Source organism: Salinivibrio sp. ML290, assembly GCF_001995695.1.
Lineage (GTDB): Bacteria > Pseudomonadota > Gammaproteobacteria > Enterobacterales > Vibrionaceae > Salinivibrio > Salinivibrio siamensis.
The window spans coordinates 41,660-65,609 of the sequence record NZ_MUEY01000005.1 but is presented as its reverse complement, the minus strand read 5'-3'; the positions used below and the strand labels follow the sequence as shown (position 1 = coordinate 65,609).

The following is a 23,950-nucleotide window of genomic DNA, read 5'->3' as shown; positions in this document are numbered from 1 at the left end:
AAGACATGTTAGAACGTCATCATCTTCATATTCTGCGTGCCATTAAAGAGCAAGGATCGCTTACCGCCGCGGCAGAGACGCTTTATCTCACCCAATCTGCCATTAGCCATGCGATGAAAAAATTAGAAAGTCAGATAGGCGTTAGCCTGTGGAAAAAATCAGGCAGACAATTACATTTCACTCAGGCTGGTGAGTACTTGCTGACCCTCTCTGAGCGTATGCTCCCTCAATTTGAGCATGCCGAGCAGCAACTTAAACAATTTGCACAAGGTCAGCGCGGCACCCTGCGCATTGGCATGGAATGTCACCCCTGCTATCAATGGCTGCTTAAGGTGGTTGAGCCTTTCTTGCACCAATGGCCGGATGTGGATGTTGACGTGAAACAAAAGTTTCAATTCGGTGGCCTAGGGGCGTTATTTGGCCATGATATTGATGTGCTCGTCACTCCGGATCCCTTGTTTAAACCAGGCATTGAATACGTCTCCGTGTTTGATTACGAATTAGTGCTTGTGACTCATCCACAGAGCCCGCTGGCATCGCAGTCTCATGTCGAACCCCATCAGGTGACACAAGAAGTGCTCATTACCTATCCTGTTGACCAAGCGCGTTTAGATGTGTTCACGCAGTTTCTCGCCCCGGCACATTGTGCGCCACGCAAACACAAAACCATTGAAACAACAGATATTATGCTACAAATGGTTGCGGCAGGCCGAGGCATTGCGGCCTTACCGAAGTGGCTGGCAAAAGAGTACCAACAACAACTTAACTTACATGTTCTAAGTATGGGAAAAAGCGGCATCAATAAAGCCATTCATCTAGGAATACGTGCTGGAGAGAGAGAGGATTATATCGAGGATTTTATCGTCAAAGCACGTGAGACGACGATATTTGGTAACGCATAACCAGTGCGTCTTCCGTGGTGCCATCCGGGCATGAGTAATAGCCTGCTCGGCGGCTTATAAGTTCAAACCCCTGTTTTTGATACAGCGCCCGTGCTCCACGGTTACTCTGTCGCACTTCCAACCACAAGGTTTTCGCGCCTGCAGCAACGAGTGTCTTTTTAAGCAAGGTGAGAAGCTGGTGACCGACGCCTTTGCCTTGAAACGTGCGGTCAACGGCAAGGTTTAACAGCTCTGCTTCGCCCGCAATGCAACGCGCGTAAAAATAACCGATGATCTGAGCATCTTGACTAATTAACGCATAGTGGTGATCGAAGCGTCCCTGAGCCGGCGTAAGCTGTGTCTTTGACCAAGGCGCAATATGCACTGTTTGTTCAATACGCACGATATCAGTCAGGTGCCTATCCCCGATAAGTTGAAGTGTGTAATCACTCATACTGACAAATCTGACGCCAAAGATCGCGCTTAGTCATCGGGTTATCGTGCATCTGCGCTAAAGGAAGTGAATACAAGCTCTTGACGCCATCGACAATGATCTCGGGCGAGTCAATATACCAACACCAGCTAAGATGATGATCACCCAACGCAGCCAAGGCAGCATGGGGGAGTTGACGAGCTTGATCAGCGCTTAGTTTGATACTTTTGAGAATATTGCCAAATAGCCATGCGTCTTGATCAGTAAGTACGTGATCGCAGACCAACAATAATTGGCAGTGGTCAGGCAATTGAATCACCTCTTGCTCTCGGCCGTAGATTTCTGGGTGTCGCAATTGCCACACGTCGAGATCCATGGCTTGTAAACGTTGGATATCCGTTAACATGGTTTGGTGACTCTTACGTTGAAGTCGCGGCGGCGAGTTGTTTATACCACCAAGTATCATCCGGGTCTAAGGGGGCAAATTCTGCCTTTTCGGCAACGTCACTGGGCGCAATTTTTAACAGGCTATAGCCCAGCTCAAACAAGGTAGACTCAGCCTCGTCTAACAGCGGCATCACCAAGTCTGCATTTGGGCTGTGCCATAACGTAATTTCTTGGGTGTTATTGGCAGTTTGAGCATCGGTGACGGCAATGTGCCCCAATATCTCTCCCATATCATCGGTCGCAAGGAGAGAAAGCGAAATCTGACCCGTTTCGCGCAGCTGTTGGAGCTGATCGGCTTGCACGGGGCGCATTAGCGTCTCTCGCCACCAACCGTCTAGTCGAACCAGGTCGGCGGGCGCTTCTGTACGAATCATCATCACAGAGGTAGTGGTTATTAAATGGTGTAGCCAGAATAACGGATTCCCGATCCCGTGCAAGAGGTGACTGCCATTTGTGTTTGATGCTTACGCAGCCAAATGCATAAATAGTCAGCAAATTGTGCAATATGGCGACACAGTCTCCCTTGTTTACTGATTTTGAGTCCTTTATCTATTTTTACAGTAAAATATGCGGTATATAGTGAGAAAAGCTTGAACCCATGACGCGTGCCTCATAAAGTGCTACTGACAACAAAGTTAAAAGTGTCTAATATGTGAGACGCTTGTCTCGCCAATGAGATGGTCGAGAGTGATTCCCAGATGTGAGCTTTTCATGCCAATATCGTCGTTAAATGATTGGTTCTACTGCTTAACCGATAACAGTCCGTTTCTTTTTGCCATTCTCGACAGCAATGATTGCTACCTTTACGCCAACCAACGCTACCGCGAGCTGTCTGGCTTGGCCTTGCCGTCATTAAAGGGGTTATCTGATATCGATACCCTAGGCGAGGCTTTTTATCAGTCGGTCAAACCGCATTATGACAAAGCCAGACGTGGTGAATGCGCGGAAGGAGAGGTGTTTCTTACTGACAGCTACCATAGTGCTAGCTTTCACTTCAGTGTCGCACCATTGGCAAATATCGCAGATGAAAGCGGTAAGCCCTGTGTGATTTTTCATGCCGCGGATACATCTGAACGCCAAGTATTAGCCAGTGCGCTCGAAGAGGTGGAGGAAAAATACCACCGTCTTAGTCAACTTATCGATGACGGCTGCTGTGTGGTTGAAGATGGTTGTATATTATCAGCGAATCCTGCGGCGGCAGGGTTACTTGGCGTCGGTAGTATCGACGCGTTGATCGGTGAACCCTTATCAGACTATCTCGTGTCGCCAGAGAAGGAGGCGACCACCATTGACAGCCTATTGCATGCACCGCATGAGCAAGGTGTGTCGGTGGTGAGTGCAAAAAACAATGCGTCGCTGATGGTGAGCCAATCACCGATCCATCTTTTGGGCAAAAAAGCGCATATGTTACGCCTACAACCGACAATGATTGACTCGTCGGTTAAGCGCTTAAAACCCACCGACAAAGAGGATGCCAGCAAAGTCGGTGAGCAACAATCCGCTTATACGGATGCATTAACAGGTCTTTATAACCGCTACGGGTTTAGTCGAGAGCTGGATAGGCTGATAAAGGCTCAAACACCATTGGCTATGCTGTACCTTGATGTTGATAATTTTAAAAATATCAATGACTCTCTCGGACACCATGTTGGTGACCGTGTGCTTCAGGATATCGCTCAGCGCTTACGTGCCTTACTCTCCGCGGATACCATTATTGGCCACTTAGGCGGTGACGAATTTGCGGTATTGCTTCCTAAGCCAGCAACGGAAGATGCACCTGATCAGTTGGCTGACAAAGTGGTCGGGGCCATTAGTCAGCCTTTTGAATTGCATTATTTTAGTAAGTACTTGGCGTGTTCAGTGGGGATGGTGCGTTATCCCGACGATGGCAAAGACGCCCGCCAGCTGCTGCAAAATGCGGATACCGCGATGTATGAGGCCAAAGAGCAAGGTCGAAACCGTGTGGTCGCCTATCATGACAGCATGAGCAAAGAAGCACGGATGCGGCTGTGGTTGGAAATCGAGCTACAAAAGGCCTTACAAAATAACGGCCTGGAAGTGTGGTATCAACCTAAGGTCAGTGCCAGTGATTATCGTATCAACGGTGCTGAAGCTTTAGTGCGTTGGAAACACCCTATAGAAGGTTATATCAGTCCTGGGCGTTTTATTCCGGTCGCAGAGCGCTGCGGATTGATTGAAGCGCTCGGCCGTCATGTGATGCGCGAGGTGTTTCAAAACGTGCGTCGCTGGCGTCAACAAGGCATATTGCCGGGACGGGTAGCGATTAACTTATCGCCAGAGCAATTTAGCAGCCCCAAGCTGACCGAGCACATGGAAAAGCTGATTAAAGCCACGGGGGCGAAACCAGAAGATATTACTTTTGAGTTAACGGAAAGCGCGGTGATGAAAAACGATGAGCATGCGCTGAATATGCTCAATGCGATAAAATCACTGGGCTTTGCCCTCTCGATTGACGACTTTGGCACCGGCTACTCATCCTTGTCTTACCTTGCCCGTTTTCCGCTTGATGAGCTTAAAATTGACCGCGCGTTTATTCACGATATGGATGCTTTGAGTAAACAGGTGACGCTGGTGGAAAGCATCATTCATCTCGGCCGAGCCATGGAAATGACCGTGGTGGCAGAGGGGGTCGAAACCCGTCAGCAGGCATCAGTGCTCACTAACCTGCACTGTGACACGATTCAAGGTTATTATTTTCATTCGCCAATGCCTAAGCATGAGTTTGAAAAACTATTGCTGAAAAGTAAGCCCCACAAGCAACCACCACAGGCCTTGGCGCCCAGTGCGCAGACAAGCTAACCGGATACCTGTTGGTATTACTCATGATCAAAAATAGAGCAGTGAGCCTGCTCTATTTTTATGCTTGAGGCGCTATCGAGTGAGGCGCTATGGTCGACGGTAGGCGAGTCGGTTGAGCTCAAGTAACGCATAGCGGTGTTCGACAAACTCATACACGTTGCCCGACATGGCAAGCTTATACAATGCCACGGCGCGATCGTTGTCGCCCTGGAATTGATAGCGTTTAGCAAGGTAAAAGTAAGCTTCACATAAACGTTCTGCTAGCAGTTCATTGTCTTCACCTTGCGAGGCAAGTTGCTCCAGCAGCTCACGTTCACTGAGCTTACCGAGGTACATATCGACAAGCTGCCAGCCCCAACCCGAAGCTTCTGCATTCGCTTTTCGCGTTACCAGCGCTTGTTGTGCCTTGGTTTCCCCCTTCCAATCGCGTTCCACTAAATAAAGCCAAATGAGGCGATAAGGATCGTCGCGATCTTCTTGGTAGTGATGGAGTAAGTCTTGATGGGCCAGGCGATAGCGACCGCCGTAGTACAAGGCGATCCCACGATTACGCGCGGCATAGCTGTGGTTATTATCCAGCTCTAACGTCGAGTCAAAGGCCTCGTAGGCAGCATCATAGTGGCCGTTTTGAGTAAAATAGACCCCAAGAATATTGAACACATCAGGTTGATCCGGCTTTAGTGAGAGAGACTGGTTAAAGTCCAATCGTGCCAAATCGCGCATCCCCAAGCTGTCGTGCATCAGTCCACGCTCATAATGCAATTGGGCGCGTGCGTCGTCACTCAAATCATTGCGCGCAAGCAGCTGATCAATCCGTGCTAGGTGTACTTCCTGCTGCAGGGTAGGCTGTAAAGGGACGGCCATAGGAGGAAATGTCCATTGGCTGGTGCAGCCTGTTAATAGTAACAGCGCCAGTATCGCCAGAGGCTTGTAAAACACCGCCCGTGGCTGAATAAAAAAGGTCATGAAGGCGCATCTCCGTGTAAAAAAAGGGGGCCTCAGCCCCCTTTATACCATGAATAACGATATGACTTTAAGCGTCAGTGCTTGGTGCTTCTTCTGCTGGCGTTGTGTCAGCGGCGGGTGCTTTTTCAGCCGCTGCTTCTTTCATGCTCAGACGAATACGACCTTGACGGTCAACTTCCAGCACTTTCACGTCCACTTCTTGGCCGATTTCGAGATAATCAGACACCTTCTCAACGCGTTGATCAGCGATTTGAGAAATGTGAACCAGACCATCTTTGCCGCCAATCACTGAGACGAAGGCACCGAAGTCAACGATACGCTGAACCTTACCGGTATAGATACGGCCCACTTCGACTTCTGCAGTGAGTGCTTCGATGCGTGAAATGGCATCTTTGGCGGCTTCACCGTCGGTGGCCGCAATTTTCACTGTACCGTTGTCGTCGATTTCAATGGTGGTGCCAGTTTCTTCGGTAAGCTGACGGATCACGGCGCCACCTTTACCAATGACATCGCGGATCTTATCTGGGTTGATGCTCATGGTGTGGATACGAGGCGCGAACTCAGAGATATCGTCGCGTGCCGAGCCGATGGCTTGGTCCATCACATCCAGGATGTGTAAACGTGCGCCTTTAGCTTGGTTCAATGCGATTTGCATGATCTCTTTAGTGATCCCTTCGATTTTGATGTCCATCTGCAACGCAGTGACACCGTCATCCGTCCCGGCCACTTTAAAGTCCATATCACCGAGGTGATCTTCATCACCCAAGATGTCAGAAAGCACAACGAAATCGTTGTCTTCTTTCACCAGACCCATGGCGATACCGGCCACTGATTTTTTCACCGGTACACCGGCATCCATCAGCGCCAAGGAGGTGCCGCAGACAGAAGCCATTGAGGAAGAGCCGTTGGATTCTGTGATCTCAGATACCACACGCAGTGTGTATGGGAATTCATCTTGGCTTGGTAGAACCGCTGCAATACCGCGCTTCGCTAGGCGACCATGGCCGATTTCGCGGCGCTTTGGTGAGCCAACAAAACCGGTTTCACCCACGCAATAAGGAGGGAAGTTGTAGTGCAGCATGAAGCCTTCTTGGCGCTCACCCATGATAGAATCAATGGTTTGCGCGTCACGCTGAGTACCGAGTGTGGCGGTGACCAAAGCCTGTGTTTCACCACGGGTAAACAAGGCGCTGCCGTGGGTACGTGGTAATACGCCAGTACGCACGTCGAGGGCGCGAACCATGTCTTTCTCACGGCCATCAATACGTGGTTCACCCGCAATGATGCGGCTACGTACGACTTTCTTTTCCAGGTCGCCGAGCATGCCTAGGATTTCACGCTCATCCAAGGTCTCGTCTTCGCCGAGTAGTGCAGACACCACTTCCTGCTTCACCTGACCAATTTGCTCGTAACGGGCCATTTTTTCAGTGATTTGGTATGCCTGAGCCAGTGGGCCTTGTGCCATTTCAGCCACACGGGTTTGTAGCGCAGCGTTAACTTCCGGCGCTTGCCAATCCCAAGTAGGCGTTCCCACTTCGGCGGCAAATTCTTTGATTGCGTTGATCGCGGTTTGCTGTTGCTCATGACCAAACATCACCGCTTGCAGCATTTGCTCTTCGCTTAGGCGATCCGCTTCTGATTCAACCATCAGCACGGCGCCTTCAGTACCCGCGACCACAAGGTCAAGCTTGCTGTCGTCTAGCTCAGCAGGGCTTGGGTTAAGCACGAGTTCATCATTGATGTAGCCGACGCGTGCAGAGCCGATAGGGCCGTTGAATGGGATGCCTGAGATGGCCAGTGCTGCCGAGGTACCCAGCATGGCAACGATATCAGGGCTAACCGCTGGGTTAACAGATACGACGGTTGCGATGACCTGTACTTCGTTTTTGAACGAGTCCGGGAATAGCGGACGGATAGGGCGGTCAATCAGACGTGCGGTCAGTGTTTCTGACTCAGAAGGGCGGCCTTCGCGCTTGAAAAAACCACCTGGGATTTTACCCGCGGCGTAGGTACGCTCTTGGTAGTTGACCGTCAATGGGAAGAAGCTTTGGCCTTCAGCCGCTTCTTTTTTACCGACGACAGAAACGAATACCGAGGTATCGTCCATGCTGACCATGACAGCACCATTGGCCTGACGTGCCATCACGCCTGTTTCCAATGTCACTGTATGATTGCCGTATTGGAATGTTTTTACGATTGGATTCACAGATTATTTCCTTGTTGCTAAGGGATAAACCCGTTGGTTTATCTCACTAAGTGTTGGCTTTCAGCTGCTCACCATCGCGACTAATGACAGCACGCTGCGCGGCTGTTTGGCCTTCGTGGGCGGTATGCTGTCAATAGTCGCGACCTTATGGTCGACGTTGTTGACTGTGTTACAGCTGAAAGTGGCGCTAATTATACACGTGCTTGGCCGATAACGACACCACGAGGCGGTCAAATGGCAACATTTGTGATGTGTTTGGCAAGCAATATTGACCCTAAAGGATGCAGATAACACGGCGAAGTCAGATTTGTGAATTGAAGCTGACTACAAGATCAGCGAAAATACGCCACCTTTGTGAATGACCTCCTCAGCTGGCGCCTGATTGCCGCCTGAAGCCAACAAGAAGATAACCTGCTATGTCAAATACACTGCTGCAACAGGAAGTTGATAAACGCCGCACGTTTGCGATTATCTCGCACCCAGATGCGGGTAAAACCACCATCACCGAGAAGGTGCTGTTATTCGGACGTGCCATTCAAACGGCAGGCACCGTGAAAGGGCGTGGCTCTAACCAACATGCGAAGTCTGATTGGATGGACATGGAAAAAGAGCGTGGTATCTCTGTCACCACCTCGGTGATGCAATTTCCTTACAACGACTGCTTAGTGAACCTGCTTGATACCCCAGGGCACGAAGACTTTTCGGAAGATACGTACCGGACACTGACTGCTGTCGATTCGTGTTTAATGGTGATTGATGCGGCGAAAGGTGTCGAGGATCGTACCCGTAAGCTGATGGAAGTCACCCGTTTACGTGATACTCCGATCATCACCTTCATGAACAAACTTGACCGTGATATCCGCGACCCAATGGAGCTGCTTGATGAAGTAGAAAGTGAGCTCAATATTGCGTGTGCGCCGGTATCTTGGCCGATTGGTTGCGGGAAAGGTTTCCAAGGTGTGTATCACATTCATCGTGACGAAAGCATTCTATATCAATCTGGCCAAGGCCATACCATCCAGGAAGCACGAATCATCAAAGGCTTGGATAATCCTGAATTGGATGATGCGATCGGTGCAGACATTGCGCAAGATTTGCGTGACGAGCTGGAACTGGTGATGGGCGCGTCTCATGCGTTCGACCATGAGCTGTTTTTAAGCGGTGAACTCACGCCTGTTTTCTTCGGTACCGCACTGGGTAACTTCGGTGTGGATCATATGCTGGATGGCTTGACTGAGTGGGCACCCAAGCCCATGGCGCGCCCGACCCATGACCGTGAGGTCAAGGCTGACGAGGAGAAATTCTCGGGGTTTGTGTTTAAAATTCAAGCCAATATGGACCCACGTCACCGTGACCGGATCGCGTTTATGCGCATTGTTTCCGGCAAGTATCAGCAAGGAATGAAACTGCGCCATGTACGTTTAGGTAAGCAAGTGAATATTTCCGATGCGGTGACCTTTATGGCAGGGGATCGGTCACGGGCTGAAGATGCGTTTGCTGGCGACATTATTGGCTTGCACAACCATGGCACCATTCAAATTGGTGATACCTTTACGCAAGGAGAAGATCTGAAATTTGCGGGGATCCCGAATTTTGCCCCAGAGCTTTTCCGTCGGATCCGCCTCAAAGATCCATTGCGTCAAAAGCAGCTGCTTAAAGGTTTGATTCAGCTGTCTGAGGAAGGTGCGGTACAGGTGTTCCGTCCGTTGCAATCGAACGACTTAATTGTCGGAGCGGTTGGTGTCCTCCAGTTCGATATGGTGGTAGCTCGCTTGAAAGCTGAATACAACGTGGATGCCTTGTATGAGCCGATTAATGTGGCCACCGCGCGTTGGGTGGAGTGCAAGGATGAGAAGAAGCTGGACGAATTTCAGCGTAAAAACCAAGCGAACTTGGCTTTGGATGGTGGCGACAACTTGACGTACATTGCGCCGACCATGGTTAACCTGAACCTTACGCAAGAGCGCTTCCCGGATATTGATCTCAGAGCGACCCGCGAACACTAATCKGTAGAGGGCGAATACTGAGTCACCCCCGTGTGGCGAAAAACACGCACCAGGGAAAGATAACGCTCTCCAAGTTCGCCCCCATGCTATACTGCCGTCTGTAACCAGACGGCTTTTTAATGGCATAAGGTTTACAAAGCAAGGATGCCAATAATGATGATTGCGCGTATTAAACGTTGGGTGGCAGGTTACGATGCCTGGTGTCAGCGAATGGGGCTGGGCGAGGATAACCGCCGAAGCTGTGTGCCTATCAAGCGTTCAGAAAATACACCCCCCACACAAACGTCTCAGTATGATTGATACCCATTGCCATTTTGACTTTTCTCCGTTTCGAGACGCCCCGGAGCGATACTGGCAGGCGGCACGCGAAAGCGGTGTGACTCGGATGGTGATCCCCAGTGTTAGTGAGGGTAACTGGTCGGCGGTGCTGTCGTTGACTGAACGCCTACACGGTGTGTATGCCGGATTGGGGTTACACCCGTGTTTTCTCGATGCTCACACTGACGACAGCCTGGGTAAACTTGAGCGGGCATTGGCCTTGCGTCCTGCGCGCTGTATCGCCGTCGGGGAAGCGGGGCTCGACTTTTTTGTCGCGAACCAAAATACCGCACAGCAGCGCCAGCACGCGCTATTGGAAGGGCAGCTTTGGCTCGCGCGCCACTATGATCTCCCCATTATTCTGCATAGCCGTAAAGCGCATAATCAATTATTACGCACCGTTAAAGCCTACCCAGGTGTACGAGGCGTATTGCATGCGTTCAGTGGCAGTGAACAGCAGGGTAAACAGTTTATTGATGCGGGTTTGATGCTCGGGGTTGGCGGCACCGTCACCTACCCGAGAGCCCAAAAGACCCGTCGCGCCATCGCGCAGTTACCGCTCTCCAATTTAGTGCTTGAAACCGATGCCCCCGACATGCCTTTAGCTGGATTTCAAGGAAAACCGAACACCCCCTCTCAGGTGTCAAGGGTCGCTGATGTGGTTGCAGAGTTAAAAAGCTGTGATAAAGATCATCTGGTGGCTGAAACATCAGACAACGCTGAAAGATTGTTTGGCTTTGATTGAGCGGGAACGGGCAAAAGACAAACGTTTGCGGTTGCATAAGCTCACAAAACTAGATCAAAGTCATACTTATTGATGCATTACAAAATAGTTTTACAGCGAACTGTGATTGGAATATTACTTTAATGTGACTGCGATGCGTATAATCTCTCCCGGAAACCAAATTCCACTTTGTCGAGACGCCAACTTTTTACTTTGAGGATGCCAATACTATGAGCCTGCTGATGAGCGTGATCGGGATGGTTGTACTGCTAGGGATAGCTGTTCTTCTTTCCGATAACCGCAAAGCCATTAACCTCCGTACCGTGGGTGGCGCATTTGCTATCCAACTCTTTTTCGGTGCTTTCGTACTGTATGTCGATGTCGGACGTGACATTCTGTACGGCGCATCACAATACGTTGCTAACGTCATCGCATACGGTGACGAAGGGATCAGCTTCATCTTTGGTGGACTGGTTTCTGACAAAATGTTTGAACTGTTCGGTGGTGGCGGTTTCGTCTTCGCCTTGAAAGTTCTCCCTGTTATTGTCTTTTTCTCATCACTGATCAGCGTGCTGTACTACCTGGGTATTATGCAGGTTGTGATCAACGTGCTCGGTGGTGGCCTACAAAAAGCACTGGGTACCTCACGTGCCGAGTCTATGTCAGCAACCGCTAACATCTTCGTAGGACAAACTGAAGCGCCATTGGTGATCCGTCCGTTTGTGCCTCGCATGACCCAATCAGAGCTGTTCGCGGTCATGTGTGGTGGTTTGGCCTCGGTTGCCGGTGGCGTACTGGCCGGTTATGCCTCTATGGGTGTACCGCTAGAGTACTTGATTGCGGCATCATTCATGGCCGCACCAGGTGGTCTACTGTTTGCGAAAATCATCAAACCTGAAACCGACGAGCCGGTCGAGCAGATGGCTGACGCGACCGCTGAAGGCGCAGAGAAGCCAGCGAACGTGATTGATGCAGCCGCAGGCGGCGCATCATCAGGTATGCAACTGGCGCTTAACGTCGGTGCGATGCTACTTGCGTTCATTGGTTTGATTGCCCTGATCAACGGCATGTTAGGTGGTATCGGTGGCTGGTTCGGTTACCCAGACATTACTCTGGAGCTGATCTTGGGTTACCTGTTTGCACCGTTTGCGTTCCTTATCGGTGTACCATGGGAAGAAGCTGTGGTCGCAGGCTCTTTCATCGGTCAGAAGATCGTGGTCAACGAATTTGTGGCTTACCTGAACTTCACTCAATACCTTGGTGACGGCGCGCAAGTTGTTGCAGCAACCGGCATGGAAATGACAGAGAAAACCAAAGCGATTATCTCGTTTGCTCTGTGTGGTTTTGCTAACTTGTCATCTGTGGCTATCTTGCTGGGTGGCTTGGGTGGCCTCGCGCCAAACCGTCGCCCAGAAATTGCGCGCTTCGGTGTGAAAGCGGTGATCGCCGGTACCTTGTCTAACTTGATGGCGGCGACCATTGCGGGTCTATTTGTTACCTTAACCTTGGCGGGCTAATCGTTTTATCGCGATAGCACATCATGTTAAGCAAAACGCCACACAGGCTGCCTGTGTGGCGTTTTTTTATTGCAGCCATTGGCGTGATACGCTCAGCCCACATCCTCTAGGGGTGTATACTCAGAGGTAGATACGAGCGAACAAAAAAGGTAACGATATGCAGGAAGTCCTTCTCGCCTTGGTGGCTGGTTTTTTGGTTGGCGTACTGTTTAGCGCGATAAAACTCCCCATACCCGCACCGCCTGTTTTATCCGGTGTGATGGGCATCGTCGGGGTGTATTTGGGCGGCGTCGGCTATCAGTGGATTGTGGCGCGTTTTTTCAGTTAGAAAGATTGGTTCCACCGCGCAACAGTGTATTTTTCAACATAAACGGTAAAATCTAGTTTTGCTGAAACGGCGTTGGTAAAATAAGTGAACGCCGTCAAAGTTTGCTGGCGCCACAATCCTTATTTTCCTCTCATGGTTAGCAACAAGGTGTGGCTAGCCCAATCGGAAACGTCCAACGGCGGAACCGCAAGCACATAGGTGTTTGCACGCGGCAACAAGGATGGTTGGTTGAAGGCGGCGCGATGTCCAGCCTCAAACTTCATGGAGCCAAGTCCGCTGAGCAATGACCGGAAAACAGAACCGGTTGTTAATACAGTGGCCAACCCTATACCTGTTTGGCAAAAGAATGAGGACTGGAGATAACCCATGAACGAATTACAAACCGCGGCCCTGCGCGCACTAAAACTGATGGATCTGACGACACTGAACGATGATGATACCGATGAAAAGGTGATCAGCCTGTGTCAGAACGCTAAAACCGCCGTTGGCAATACTGCAGCGATTTGCATCTATCCGCGCTTTATCCCTATCGCCAAGAAAACACTGCGCGAACAAGGCACGCCAGAGGTGCGTATCGCCACCGTGACGAACTTCCCTCACGGTAATGATGATATTGATATTGCGGTGGCAGAAACGAAGGCAGCCGTCGCTTACGGCGCCGATGAGGTTGATGTGGTGTTCCCGTATCGCGCGCTGATTGCAGGTGATGAACAAGTAGGTGCTGAGCTGGTCAAACAATGTAAAGCCGCGTGTGGCAGTGATGTATTGCTTAAAGTGATCATCGAAACCGGTGAACTGAAAAGTGAAGCACTGATCAAACGCGCCTCAGAGATTGCCATTGATGCAGGCGCTGACTTTATCAAAACCTCCACGGGGAAAGTGGCGGTGAATGCCACTCCAGAAGCGGCGGAGATCATGCTCAACGTGATTAACGATAAAGGCGTGGCTGAGACTGTTGGCTTTAAACCTGCGGGCGGTGTACGTACCGCTGAAGACGCACAGCAATACTTGGCAATGGCTGACCGTATTCTTGGTGAACAATGGGCTGATAGCCGTCACTACCGTTTTGGCGCTTCTAGCTTACTGGCAAACCTGCTACACACCTTGGGCGAAGGTGAAAAAGCAGCTGAAGGCGGTTATTAACTGTCGATTGTCAATCGATACCCAGGGCAAGGTAGGCCTTGCCCATTTGCCGGTAAGGAGGAAGCATGATCTTACCTCAAGAGATTATTCGTAAAAAACGTGACAACCTTGCGTTGAGCAAACAAGAAATCTACGCGTTTATTCAAGGTGTCGCCGATGAGTCGGTCTCAGAAGGGCAAATTGCCGCGTTTGCGATGGCGATTTACTTTAATGACATGACCATGGATGAGCGAGTGGCATTAACCTGTGCGATGCGCGACTCTGGCATGACCTTAGATTGGTCTCACATGCAATTTGATGGCCCTGTGGTTGATAAGCATTCAACTGGTGGGGTGGGCGATGTCACCTCACTGATGCTGGGGCCCATGGTTGCTGCCTGTGGGGGATATGTGCCGATGATCTCAGGTCGCGGTTTGGGCCACACTGGCGGCACGCTGGACAAACTGGAATCCATTCCCGGTTATAACATCATGCCAAGCAACCAAGTGTTTGGTGATGTGACCCGCGATGCCGGTGTGGCGATCATTGGGCAAACCGGCTCATTAGCGCCTGCGGATAAACGTGTGTATGCCACCCGCGATGTAACGGCCACGGTCGACAACATATCTCTGATCACCGCGTCGATTCTGTCGAAAAAGCTGGCCGCAGGCCTGGATGCTTTGGTGATGGACGTCAAGGTTGGATCGGGTGCGTTCATGCCGACGTATGAAGACTCAGAGGCATTGGCCAAATCGATTGTAGGTGTGGCAAACGGTGCCGGCACTAAAACCAGTGCGTTGTTGACGGACATGAACCAAGTATTAGCATCGTCGGCCGGCAACGCATTAGAAGTCAAAGAAGCCGTTGACTTTTTGACCGGTCGTTACCGTAACCCACGTTTGTACAATGTGACTATGGCGCTATGCGCCGACATGTTGGTGGTCAGTGGATTGGCAACCGATGTGAATCAAGCAAAACAAAAACTGGATCAGGCACTGGATAGCGGTCGTGCTGCCGAGTGTTTTGCCAAGATGATCGCAGGACTAGGTGGCCCGGCAGATTTTGTTGAGTCGCCAGATCAATACCTCGCGACTGCATCCGTGATTAAGCCTGTCTATGCTGAGCAATCAGGCATTGCCAGTGCCATGGATACACGGGCATTGGGCATGGCTATTATAGAAATAGGTGGCGGCCGTCGGGTTGCCAGCGATAAAATTGATTATGCCGTTGGGTTGAACGAAATGATTCGTCTGGGGCAACAAGTGGATGAGCACACCCCGCTCGCCATGCTCCATGCTCAGACTGAAGAGCAATGGCAACAAGCGGCGAATGCGGTGCGAGCCGCAGTGAAAGTCGCTGATGAGGCGCCGAGTGCAACGCCAGACGTTTATCGTCGCATCAGCTTACAAGACGTCTAATGGAGGCGATCATGAAACGCGCAATTGTATTAGTTTTAGACTCATTTGGTATTGGCGCCACTGAAGACGCCGTCAAATTCGGTGACCAAGGTGCAAACACCTTGGGCCACATTGCACAAGCGTGTGCGAAAGGCGAAGCGGATAATGCGGATCGTCAAGGCCCATTATCTTTGCCTAACATGACCAAATTGGGCTTGGGTAAAGCGTGTGAAGAGTCGTCAGGTTACTTCCCAGAAGGCTTGGATTCACATGCAGAGATTATCGGTGCTTACGCACATGCTAAAGAGCTGTCTTCGGGTAAAGACACACCGTCTGGTCACTGGGAAATTGCCGGTGTGCCTGTCTTGTTTGACTGGGGCTACTTCTCAGACTTGACGAACAGCTTCCCGCAAGCGCTGCTTGATCGCATTGTTGAACGAGCGGGCGTACCTGGCTATCTCGGTAACTGCCATGCATCGGGCACGCAAGTGCTGGACGATCTGGGCGAAGAGCACATGAAAACAGGTAAGCCGATTTTCTATACCTCGGCGGACTCGGTGTTCCAAATCGCGTGCCATGAGGAAACCTACGGGCTAGATAACCTGTATGAGCTGTGCCAGATCGTGCGCGAGGAACTGGAAGACTATAACATCGGTCGTGTGATCGCCCGTCCTTTCATCGGGCCAGCGAAAGGTCAGTTTGAGCGTACCGGCAACCGCCGTGACTTGTCTGTCGAGCCACCTTCTCCTACCGTGCTACAAAAGCTGGTGGAAGAAAAAGGCGGTGATGTGATCTCGATTGGTAAGATTGCAGACATTTACGCGCATTGCGGTATCACCAAGAAAATCAAAGCCACAGGCCTAGAAGCGTTGTTTGATGCAACCAAAGACGCGATAAAAGAAGCAGGCAACAATAGCTTGGTTTTCACCAACTTTGTTGACTTTGACTCGGCGTACGGCCACCGCCGCAACGTTGCCGGTTATGCCGCGGCACTGGAGTACTTTGACCGTCGCTTACCCGAAATCATGGACATGCTTGAAGAAGACGATGTGCTGTTGCTAACGGCTGACCATGGTTGCGATCCAACTTGGCCTGGTACTGATCACACCCGTGAGCATATCCCTGCACTGGTCTACGGCAAAAAAGTGCCAGCGGGCTCACTCGGTCGCCGCGAAACGTTCGCGGATATTGGTCAGTCCTTGGCGGAATACTTTGATGTATCACCAATGGATTACGGGAAGTCGTTCCTGTAACGCGTTGACCACTTCCCTAGATAAAAAGAGATGGCGAACGGCCATCTCTTTTTTTATCTCGGTTTATTGCCCTGATCGCCGTGTCTTTGCCGTTTTACCAATTTGCCGTTTTACCAAGATAAACGCGCAGAACGACGAGTGAGTATTGCCATCAATAGCGCTCCCAATAGGAGTGCGAGGCCGATGAGGAAGCGAAATTCGGTCATGTTCGATTGCAGCTGCTTTTTGGCTTCATTGATAACGGAGTGATGCTCAACGGTGAGGCGGAGAAAACCGACAATGTCGCCATCACGGCTGATTGGTGTCATCAGTTGCTGTCGTCCTTGGCTTTCCAACCCCAGCGGAGTGGTCAACCCAACGGCTGTTTCCAACGGTAAGGCGTTGGTTGAGCGCACGACAGGGCTGCCGTTGAGCTGATAGAAACTGGCATCGCGAATTAACGGCTCGGTTGCCAGCTCATCAGCCATGGCTTGTAAAGGCTGGTAATTCTTATCCACTAAGGCATCATAGGCTTGCACACCCACTTGGCGGGTCATTAGCTGGGCTAATTGGTCCGTTTGCTGGTATAACGCTTGGTACTGACGCTGGCTGAGTGTGGTGCTGTAAAGCATCAAAGCGGCAATAGTCCCCATGGTCATGAGCAAAAGACTCCACCAAGTCACCCGCCGTAGTGTTTTGCGCGAAATTGAAAACATACCTTCCTCAAAGCCAGATAAACAGAGTCAATTAGCACTGGAGCTTACTACGGTTTTTATGGTATCACAGCCTCATTGTGATTGATTCATTCACCAAGCTTGCTTGGAAACCGAAAGGAAAATATTGACCATGGATAAGGCCAAACCGTTGGCAATTCACCGTTCACCGCAACTCTACTGTCGCTTTCCTTCCATCACCACGCCGTTTTTCTCTCGCCACCGGCATGGCGGGTGGATTGTGTTTGCTAAAGCCATCTACCCCCGTCAGCTTGACGATATCCGCTTTTTTACTGGGGAGGCGCTAGAGGTCGTCGATGGATGGCGTGTTGGGCCGTATGAGGTGTTATTGATCCGCGGTGAATTGACGGCTGAACATCGCACCGTGATTGAGGCGCTCGAGCTCGACTGCGCGGACTTACAGGCCCTACCGGATTTAAGCAAACCTGGTTTGGCGGTGTTTGACATGGACTCCACCGCGATAGAAATAGAATGTATTGATGAGATTGCGGCACTCGCTGGGGTTGGAGACGCGGTGTCTGCGGTCACCGAGCGTGCCATGTTGGGCGAACTTGATTTTGAGGCAAGCTTACGTCAACGCGTGGCGGCGTTGAAAGGCGCTGACGCGGCGATACTTGAGACAGTGAAAGCGCAGTTGCCGTTGATGCCAGAAATGGCGAGCTTAGTGGCCAGTTTAAAAGCCCACGGCTGGTATGTGGCGATTGCTTCTGGCGGTTTCACCCATTTTTCTGATCATCTTCAACAGCGATTAGGCTTGGATTATGCCGTGTCGAACCAGCTTGGATGCCGTGATGGTCAACTCACCGGCGAGGTAGACGGGGCAGTGGTGGATGCGCAACGCAAAGCGGATGTGTTAACCATGTTGGCACAAAAGTACGATATCGCCCCAGAGAACACGTTAGCTGTAGGCGATGGCGCCAATGACTTGGCGATGATGGACGCTGCGGGTCTCGGCATTGCGTATCATGCGAAACCCAAAGTGAATGCGAAAGCGCAAGCTGCGGTCAAACATGCGTGGTTGGGGGGTGTGTTGTGCGTGCTCTCTGCCAGTATTCGAAATCGCATTAGTTGGCAGCCACGCTAATAGGGTAAAGGGTGTGGCACCCACTTGGTGTGGCACTCACTCGGAGTGGTACCCACTGGGTGCCATCCTCTCTTTGCTGTTGCCCCGGTCGATATCGTGCCGATTCATTCGTATGTCGCCTGCGGTTATCGTCCCAGGCGCATTAGCACTTCATCGGTCACATCGACCAACTCACCGTAGGCACACAAGGCAACAAATTCGTCTTCTAGCTGGCGTGCTTTGTGGGTATCGCGTTTGAGTAACGTGGATAACTGCGTGGCATCAATATCTTGTTCAGCATGGGCTAGCGGTGTCATCCGATTGCGTAGCACCGCGAATGCGCCGCCTTTTTGCGCCAACTGGATGAACTTACGCCTTGCGTCGTCTGATTCAAATTCACTATCGGCAAAGGTATGGACGGCGCGCACCTTATCATCTTGCATGTCTATCCAGACAAAGTATTCGCGCACCAGCTCTTTAAGAGGCTGCGAGGGACGAGTGACTTCATGAGTGCGGGTGAGAATCTTGTCTCCGAACACCGGATAAAAAGACAGTTGGCGACCGCCGCCTGCGCGCTCGAGAAAGCGGTGCAAACGGCTGGGGGGCAGGTTGATACCCACTGCGGGCACCGAGAGTACACCGTTGTCGCGTCGAATAAAGTAGGGTTGTACGGTTAAGCGCGTAAGCAATAATTGGTGCATGGCCCAAACCAAGGGAGGGTCGGGTAAACGCTCATCCAGCACGGTCAGTTTGTCGAGGTTGTGTTCAATCAAGCGGCGAAGGTACTGGCGACGACGGGTGTTGGGCGCTTCAGTGGTAAGCTTGAGTTGGATATTGTCTCGTTTGGGACTCACTCGAATGACTTGATACGGCATATCGACGAGAGGCGCACGAGGGTCAATATTGACAAACGCATCGAGTGATACAGACACCAAGTCATCTTTCGCACCTTGAAAAGGCTGCGCCAGTTTCAGGTTCAACCCACCCGAGGAAAAATCGACCAGTTTTCCCTTCAGCGCTCCCTGTTCTGAATGCACCAGTGATACCTCAGAGCGATAGGCATAACGTGGTTCACGACGTTGTGGTTGACGGTCAGAAGAGATGAGCTGGGCAAGACAAACTGGATTACGTTGGTGCAAAAAGCGTCGCAAGGCTTGACTGGATAACGACGGTTTGGGGTGGGTTAAATAACTCTCCTTGCTTTCGGTATGAGTCACATCTTGCACCAACGCGACATGAGTCAGGGTTTTGAGCGTATTCAGCCAATCAGGCGACACATCTTGTAGCCGTTCAATGTCACCCGCGTTTATGGCTGACATGGTCACCTTAAACACCCGCCATGAATGGCGCTTGGCACCCAGTTGCCAGAACAGGTGGCGCTCATCTTCGCTCATTTCGCTGGGCGAAGCGGAATAGAAAAAACGCTGTTTGTTTTTCTCTACATAAAAGCAATATAACAATAGCTGGCTGGTTGACGCCCCTTCCACTTGCAGCAGTGACAAGCGCTGTGCATCGAAAATATGATTAATGACAGGTTGATTGCGGCTGTCGTGCCAGTAATCCCATAGCTCTCGATTTTGCCGCGTTTGTAATACGTACTCTAACTTGTCTTGCGCAAAGTAAAGCGGTAGCACGCTGGTGTGATGCAAGAAGGATTGTTCATAGCTTTGCAGCTTGAGAGTGAGTAGCTTGTCCTCCCCATCTTGTTTGCCACGAAAGTCGGGCGAGGCCATTTCTGCATCGAGGGCCTGCTTAATCGCGTCACTGCTGGTGTCAAGCCGTAAGCGTAGCCAAGCACTGCTGGTGGACTCTTTGTTTTGATCGACGCCAATAATGCGATAACTCAGCCCTTGTTCCAGATCGGGGTCTTGATACTTTTGCGCCAGTGCTGTGAACCGAACGATGACTTCAGCGCTAGGCGGGTAATCGAATGCCGCGGGGACACGTACTCGGCAGCCTGAGTTAGACAAGTCGCTGGTGACCCCATGTACCTCATAGCCGGTATTCAGTGTTATTAATACTTGGGTAGCAAAATGGATGCGGCTTTCACTACGTGCTAAATAACGTCCAAAGGTGAGTTTCTCGGGTAATAATGCCGCCTGGGCGCTATCACTGACTGGGCCTTTTCCTTGTTGCTGCGTCTGCTTTTCTTGTTCGTGTTTGACGCGAAAGTTATTAGGGGTATTGTGCAAATCTTCCCACAACCCTTGAGTCATTTGCCCGTTGTATAAAGGCAAACGCTCGTAATAGCGGTTAATCGCGACATCATCCAGCCAATGCTTGTTGCCGTTGAGCTCGTATTGATGACACTCACCATCCACTTTGCCACGCAGGTCGATGGTACGGTTGCATGGCGTCATCAAACGTCTGATCTCCATTTTGATCAGAAGTTTGGCAGAGCTTGGCTCGTTGGCGGTTAGCTTATCGAGCAGCACCTCAAATTTTGGGGTTTGGGACATCGGAAGCAGTTGCTCAATCAGTCCCTGGTAATCATCCTGCTTCATGGCAAAGTCTGGTAAAGTATTGTCCTTGTATATTAACGGCACGCGTCGGAAAAAGTGTCGGAATAATTAATAAGATAGCAATCATTTTGTGAATTAGCTGACATCATACGTCTTGGAGAGCGAATGGCAAAAACAAAACGAGCCTACGTATGTAACGACTGTGGCGCGGATTTTCCCCGTTGGCAAGGGCAGTGCTCAGCCTGTGGCGCGTGGAATACCATTACAGAAGTAAGACTGGCAGCATCGCCCCAGGTCGCGCGCAATGAAAAGTATGCCGGGTATGCAGGTAGCGCAGAAGGACAAGTACAAACCCTGCAGGATATCGATTTACAAGAAGTGCCACGCCTGAGCAGTGGTTTTAAAGAGCTGGATCGTGTGCTCGGCGGGGGGATCGTCCCTGGTGCCGCTATTTTGATTGGTGGTAACCCAGGCGCGGGGAAAAGTACCTTGCTGTTGCAAACCATGGTGGGGCTCGCACACCATCTGCCGACCTTGTACATCACAGGGGAAGAGTCATTACAGCAAGTGGCGATGCGCGCTGATCGGTTGGGGCTTGCCAAAGATCGCTTGAAGCTGTTGTCAGAAACGGGCGTAGAAACCATCTGCCAGGTGGCCAAAAAAGAACAACCGAAAATCATGGTGATTGACTCGATACAGGTGATGCATGTCGCGGATGTGCAATCCGCGCCCGGTAGCGTGTCGCAGGTGCGGGAGTCTGCCGCAGCCTTGACCCGTTATGCCAAGCAACACAATGTGGCGATTTTCATGGTGGGGCATGTTACCAAAGATGGCACACTGGCTGGCCCCAAGGTGCTGGAGCACTGTATTGATTGTTCGATTTTGCTCGATGGCTCCAGTGATAGCCGTTTTCGTACGCTGCGCAGCCATAAAAACCGCTTTGGTGCGGTCAACGAACTTGGCGTGTTCGCGATGACTGGGCAGGGTTTAAAAGAGGTCAGTAACCCCTCCGCTATTTTCCTTTCACGTGGTGAGGAGCAAACCTCCGGTAGCTCGGTAATGGTGGTGTGGGAAGGCACTCGCCCTCTATTGGTAGAGTTACAAGCCTTGGTCGACTATTCACAATTGGCCAATCCACGCCGGGTGGCGGTGGGGCTAGAGCAAAACCGTCTTGCCTTACTTCTGGCCGTTTTACACAAACACGGCGGGCTGCAAATGTCTGACCAAGATGTGTTTGTTAATGTGGTTGGTGGGGTTAAAGTCACCGAAACCAGTGCCGATCTTGCCCTGTTGTTAGCGCTGATATCGAGCTTTAGGGATCGCCCGCTGCCGAGAGAATTGGTGGTCTTTGGTGAAGTCGGTTTAGCCGGGGAGATCCGCCCTGTACCTAGCGGGCAAGAACGTCTGATGGAAGCGGCAAAACATGGCTTTAAAAAAGCAGTCGTGCCCAAAGCAAACTTGCCGAAACAGCGTATTGAAGGGATGACGGTTTATGGCGTTAGCAAACTCTCCGACGCCCTGGATGTGTTAGAAGACTTGTAGTCGAGCGCAAGTACCATTGGCGAAGTGGTGGGCGATGGTACGGCCAGTTAACCGAACAAAGACGCTCGGTTTTATCATCGCGCGATGGCCTCCATTACATGGAGGCTTTCGTCGGTGTGGTTTGCACATCGGTCTCACGCTGCTGCGCGGTGCTCAGTGGCGGCTCAGCGTCTGGCATATTGGCGACTTGTACCTGAGTTTCGACCAAGTTTTCCACCACCGCGACTAAATGTCCCCAACTGACGCGCTTCTCGTTTTCGAGCAAGGTATCAAACTGCTCAGCACTCCACTTAATAAACCGGCGCGGGTTAAGCGCCCGTCCTAAAAAACGCACTTCGTAATGCAAATGAGGGCCAGTGGATAAACCTGTGTTGCCTGACCAAGCAATCAAGTCCCCTTTTTTCACGAATTGCCCACTGCGTACGTTGAACTTATCAAGGTGGGCGTAGAGGGTCATAAAGCCAAAGGCATGGTCTATTTTTACAAAGTTGCCATAGCCTTTGCGACGGCTGGGTCTGACATATTCCACCACGCCATCTGCGGGCGCATAAACTGGCGTACCAATGTCTGCGGTTAAGTCTAACCCCATATGGAATTTTTCTTTGCCAGTGACCGGATGCGTCCGTGAGCCATAACCGGAGGAGCGCCGATAACTCTGGATGGGTTTACCATTGGGGATGAGCTGTAGCATGGTATAGCGCACGGCAGAATTGATCGCCGCCACATCAAGCCGATGGGTCAGCGAGGCATCTTTGGCGACCGATTGTAGCCCTAACATATCTTCTACCGTCACAACGCGTTGGGTGAGAGCGGTTAGCTCGACATCTTTGTTTTCGATGGTTTGTGACAGCTCATCGCGTTTTTGTTGCAGCATGGCCACTTCGTTATTCAATGCAGCACGCTCTTCACGTAAACGGTTAACCGCGGCTTCAGCTTCAGTAGAACGCTCGGAGAGTAAATAGAGGCTGGCGAAGGTCACGGTGAGAACGGCCAGCAATACCAACGCCAACGTCTGCACTACCTTTTTGCGGGTAGGGCAAAGCGTATAATGCTTCACACCGTTTGGGTGTGAGATGGCGATGTGGATGTGATCTGTCATGACTGGTTACTGCTGGCCTGCGTTTGGTACCGCCCATGACGACACGGAACTAAGACTCGGGCTCCGTCATAGGGTCGGTCAACTGCGCTAGCTCGCGATGAAGGAGCTCATCGTTGCCAACGTTAAGTTCAACAAGCCTTTTTAAATGACTGGCACTATCAATGTCAATGTGATCAATATAAAGATGGAGGTAATTCTCGCAGTTATTGACGAGAATGCAGTCCATGTCTAATTCTACGTCAGAGTCATGCAGATAAAAGATCAGCGAAAACGTTGTCTGTTGTGGGTTGGCTTGCCAATTATCTGGGCGAGACAAAAGCACCCCTTTCAAAGAAAGGTCGAGTACATGTGCGTGCCACGACTGTTCATTTTGCTTGAGTATCGCGGGGGCACGATACATCACGCGGGAAAATTTTCTACGCTCTGGCATGATCGCATCTCCTCATTCCTTTGCTTAAAGTGTAGGCGATGCATGGCGGGCGACCTAATAATCTGTGTGGGCGTATCGATTCTGAAACATTTTTTGATGTCTTGGCGTTATTAAACGGATGGAATGCGGTTTGTGGGTGGGGAAGTTGGCCATATGACTGCGAGGTCGTGAGGCGCCTATTACATCGCCCCGAAAGAAAAAGGGCAGCGTTGGCTGCCCTCAT

General features: G+C 51.0%; 21 protein-coding genes. 12 read left to right on the top strand and 9 right to left on the bottom strand.

The features are described 5' to 3' along the window. The first annotated feature begins 5 nt into the window (after window positions 1-5). Window positions 6-902 carry a LysR family transcriptional regulator gene (locus BZG23_RS06330; RefSeq protein WP_108743712.1) on the top strand — a complete coding sequence of 299 codons (897 nt, stop codon included), beginning with the start codon at window positions 6-8 and terminating at the stop codon, window positions 900-902. On the opposite strand, the gene rimI is transcribed toward BZG23_RS06330, so the two are convergent. Genes rimI through BZG23_RS06315 form a run of 3 tightly spaced genes read right to left on the bottom strand, consistent with a single transcriptional unit; the run spans window position 865 to window position 2,138 of the window. Continuing rightward, window positions 865-1,335 (bottom strand): ribosomal protein S18-alanine N-acetyltransferase, encoded by a 471-nt coding sequence (rimI, locus tag BZG23_RS06325; RefSeq protein ID WP_077606460.1) that lies wholly within the window; start codon window positions 1,333-1,335, stop codon window positions 865-867. The two genes, BZG23_RS06330 and rimI, sit on opposite strands and share 38 nt — an antisense overlap. Beyond that, window positions 1,328-1,720 (bottom strand): DNA polymerase III subunit psi, encoded by a 393-nt coding sequence (locus BZG23_RS06320; protein ID WP_158010019.1) that lies wholly within the window; start codon window positions 1,718-1,720, stop codon window positions 1,328-1,330. The genes rimI and BZG23_RS06320 overlap by 8 nt, the downstream gene beginning before the upstream one ends. Before the next feature lie 13 nt (window positions 1,721-1,733). Continuing rightward, a complete protein-coding gene (locus BZG23_RS06315) occupies window positions 1,734-2,138 on the bottom strand; it encodes a GNAT family N-acetyltransferase (protein ID WP_131825371.1) in 405 nt (134 codons plus the stop codon). A 334-nt stretch (window positions 2,139-2,472) separates the two neighbouring features. On the opposite strand from BZG23_RS06315, the gene BZG23_RS06310 reads away from it, so the two are divergent. Continuing rightward, entirely contained in the window at window positions 2,473-4,581 is a 2,109-nt protein-coding gene (locus BZG23_RS06310) for a sensor domain-containing protein (protein ID WP_077606458.1), read from the top strand. An 87-nt stretch (window positions 4,582-4,668) separates the two neighbouring features. Here the strand turns inward: BZG23_RS06310 and nlpI are convergent, their stop codons facing one another. Together nlpI and pnp are read right to left on the bottom strand one after the other, a co-directional pair. After that, window positions 4,669-5,547 carry a lipoprotein NlpI gene (nlpI, locus tag BZG23_RS06305; protein WP_077606457.1) on the bottom strand — a complete coding sequence of 293 codons (879 nt, stop codon included), beginning with the start codon at window positions 5,545-5,547 and terminating at the stop codon, window positions 4,669-4,671. 67 nt (window positions 5,548-5,614) lie between these two features. Then, window positions 5,615-7,753 (bottom strand): polyribonucleotide nucleotidyltransferase, encoded by a 2,139-nt coding sequence (gene pnp / locus BZG23_RS06300; RefSeq protein ID WP_077606456.1) that lies wholly within the window; start codon window positions 7,751-7,753, stop codon window positions 5,615-5,617. Window positions 7,754-8,169: 416 nt separating this feature from the next. Here pnp and prfC point away from each other — a divergent pair, with 416 nt between their 5' ends. The 8 genes from prfC to BZG23_RS06265 all read left to right on the top strand — a co-directional run bounded on the left by prfC (window position 8,170) and on the right by BZG23_RS06265 (window position 16,418). Beyond that, window positions 8,170-9,759 carry a peptide chain release factor 3 gene (gene prfC, locus BZG23_RS06295; protein WP_046075135.1) on the top strand — a complete coding sequence of 530 codons (1,590 nt, stop codon included), beginning with the start codon at window positions 8,170-8,172 and terminating at the stop codon, window positions 9,757-9,759. A 153-nt stretch (window positions 9,760-9,912) separates the two neighbouring features. Next, on the top strand, window positions 9,913-10,059 hold the full coding sequence (locus BZG23_RS16590) for a hypothetical protein (RefSeq protein ID WP_158010020.1): 147 nt from the start codon (window positions 9,913-9,915) through the stop codon (window positions 10,057-10,059). Next, window positions 10,052-10,822 (top strand): TatD family hydrolase, encoded by a 771-nt coding sequence (locus BZG23_RS06290; RefSeq protein WP_077606455.1) that lies wholly within the window; start codon window positions 10,052-10,054, stop codon window positions 10,820-10,822. Before BZG23_RS16590 ends, BZG23_RS06290 begins: the two co-directional genes overlap by 8 nt. Window positions 10,823-11,031: 209 nt before the next feature. Beyond that, a complete protein-coding gene (locus BZG23_RS06285) occupies window positions 11,032-12,318 on the top strand; it encodes a NupC/NupG family nucleoside CNT transporter (RefSeq protein ID WP_069362769.1) in 1,287 nt (428 codons plus the stop codon). Between the two features lie 157 nt (window positions 12,319-12,475). After that, window positions 12,476-12,646 (top strand): XapX domain-containing protein, encoded by a 171-nt coding sequence (locus BZG23_RS06280; protein ID WP_046075138.1) that lies wholly within the window; start codon window positions 12,476-12,478, stop codon window positions 12,644-12,646. A gap of 366 nt (window positions 12,647-13,012) precedes the next feature. Beyond that, window positions 13,013-13,789, top strand: coding sequence for a deoxyribose-phosphate aldolase (deoC, locus tag BZG23_RS06275; RefSeq protein ID WP_046075139.1), 777 nt, complete (start codon window positions 13,013-13,015; stop codon window positions 13,787-13,789). 65 nt (window positions 13,790-13,854) lie between these two features. After that, a complete protein-coding gene (deoA, locus tag BZG23_RS06270) occupies window positions 13,855-15,186 on the top strand; it encodes a thymidine phosphorylase (RefSeq protein ID WP_046075140.1) in 1,332 nt (443 codons plus the stop codon). A gap of 11 nt (window positions 15,187-15,197) precedes the next feature. Beyond that, window positions 15,198-16,418, top strand: a complete 1,221-nt coding sequence (locus BZG23_RS06265) for a phosphopentomutase (RefSeq protein ID WP_077606454.1) — start codon at window positions 15,198-15,200, stop codon at window positions 16,416-16,418. A gap of 110 nt (window positions 16,419-16,528) precedes the next feature. On the opposite strand, the gene BZG23_RS06260 is transcribed toward BZG23_RS06265, so the two are convergent. Continuing rightward, complete coding sequence (locus BZG23_RS06260; RefSeq protein WP_077578328.1) at window positions 16,529-17,113, bottom strand: AhpA/YtjB family protein; 585 nt, start codon at window positions 17,111-17,113, stop codon at window positions 16,529-16,531. A 130-nt stretch (window positions 17,114-17,243) separates the two neighbouring features. On the opposite strand from BZG23_RS06260, the gene serB reads away from it, so the two are divergent. Next, on the top strand, window positions 17,244-18,215 hold the full coding sequence (serB, locus tag BZG23_RS06255; protein ID WP_077606453.1) for a phosphoserine phosphatase: 972 nt from the start codon (window positions 17,244-17,246) through the stop codon (window positions 18,213-18,215). A 125-nt stretch (window positions 18,216-18,340) separates the two neighbouring features. Here the strand turns inward: serB and BZG23_RS06250 are convergent, their stop codons facing one another. Continuing rightward, the gene (locus BZG23_RS06250; RefSeq protein ID WP_077606452.1) at window positions 18,341-20,698 is read right to left on the bottom strand and encodes a PilZ domain-containing protein; all 2,358 of its coding nucleotides are present in this window, start codon (window positions 20,696-20,698) and stop codon (window positions 18,341-18,343) included. A 123-nt stretch (window positions 20,699-20,821) separates the two neighbouring features. Here BZG23_RS06250 and radA point away from each other — a divergent pair, with 123 nt between their 5' ends. After that, window positions 20,822-22,198 carry a DNA repair protein RadA gene (gene radA, locus BZG23_RS06245; RefSeq protein ID WP_046075145.1) on the top strand — a complete coding sequence of 459 codons (1,377 nt, stop codon included), beginning with the start codon at window positions 20,822-20,824 and terminating at the stop codon, window positions 22,196-22,198. Between the two features lie 94 nt (window positions 22,199-22,292). On the opposite strand, the gene BZG23_RS06240 is transcribed toward radA, so the two are convergent. Then, complete coding sequence (locus tag BZG23_RS06240) at window positions 22,293-23,297, bottom strand: M23 family metallopeptidase (RefSeq protein WP_077606451.1); 1,005 nt, start codon at window positions 23,295-23,297, stop codon at window positions 22,293-22,295. A gap of 49 nt (window positions 23,298-23,346) precedes the next feature. Then, entirely contained in the window at window positions 23,347-23,727 is a 381-nt protein-coding gene (locus BZG23_RS06235) for a PilZ domain-containing protein (protein WP_046075147.1), read from the bottom strand. Window positions 23,728-23,950: the final 223 nt, after the last annotated feature.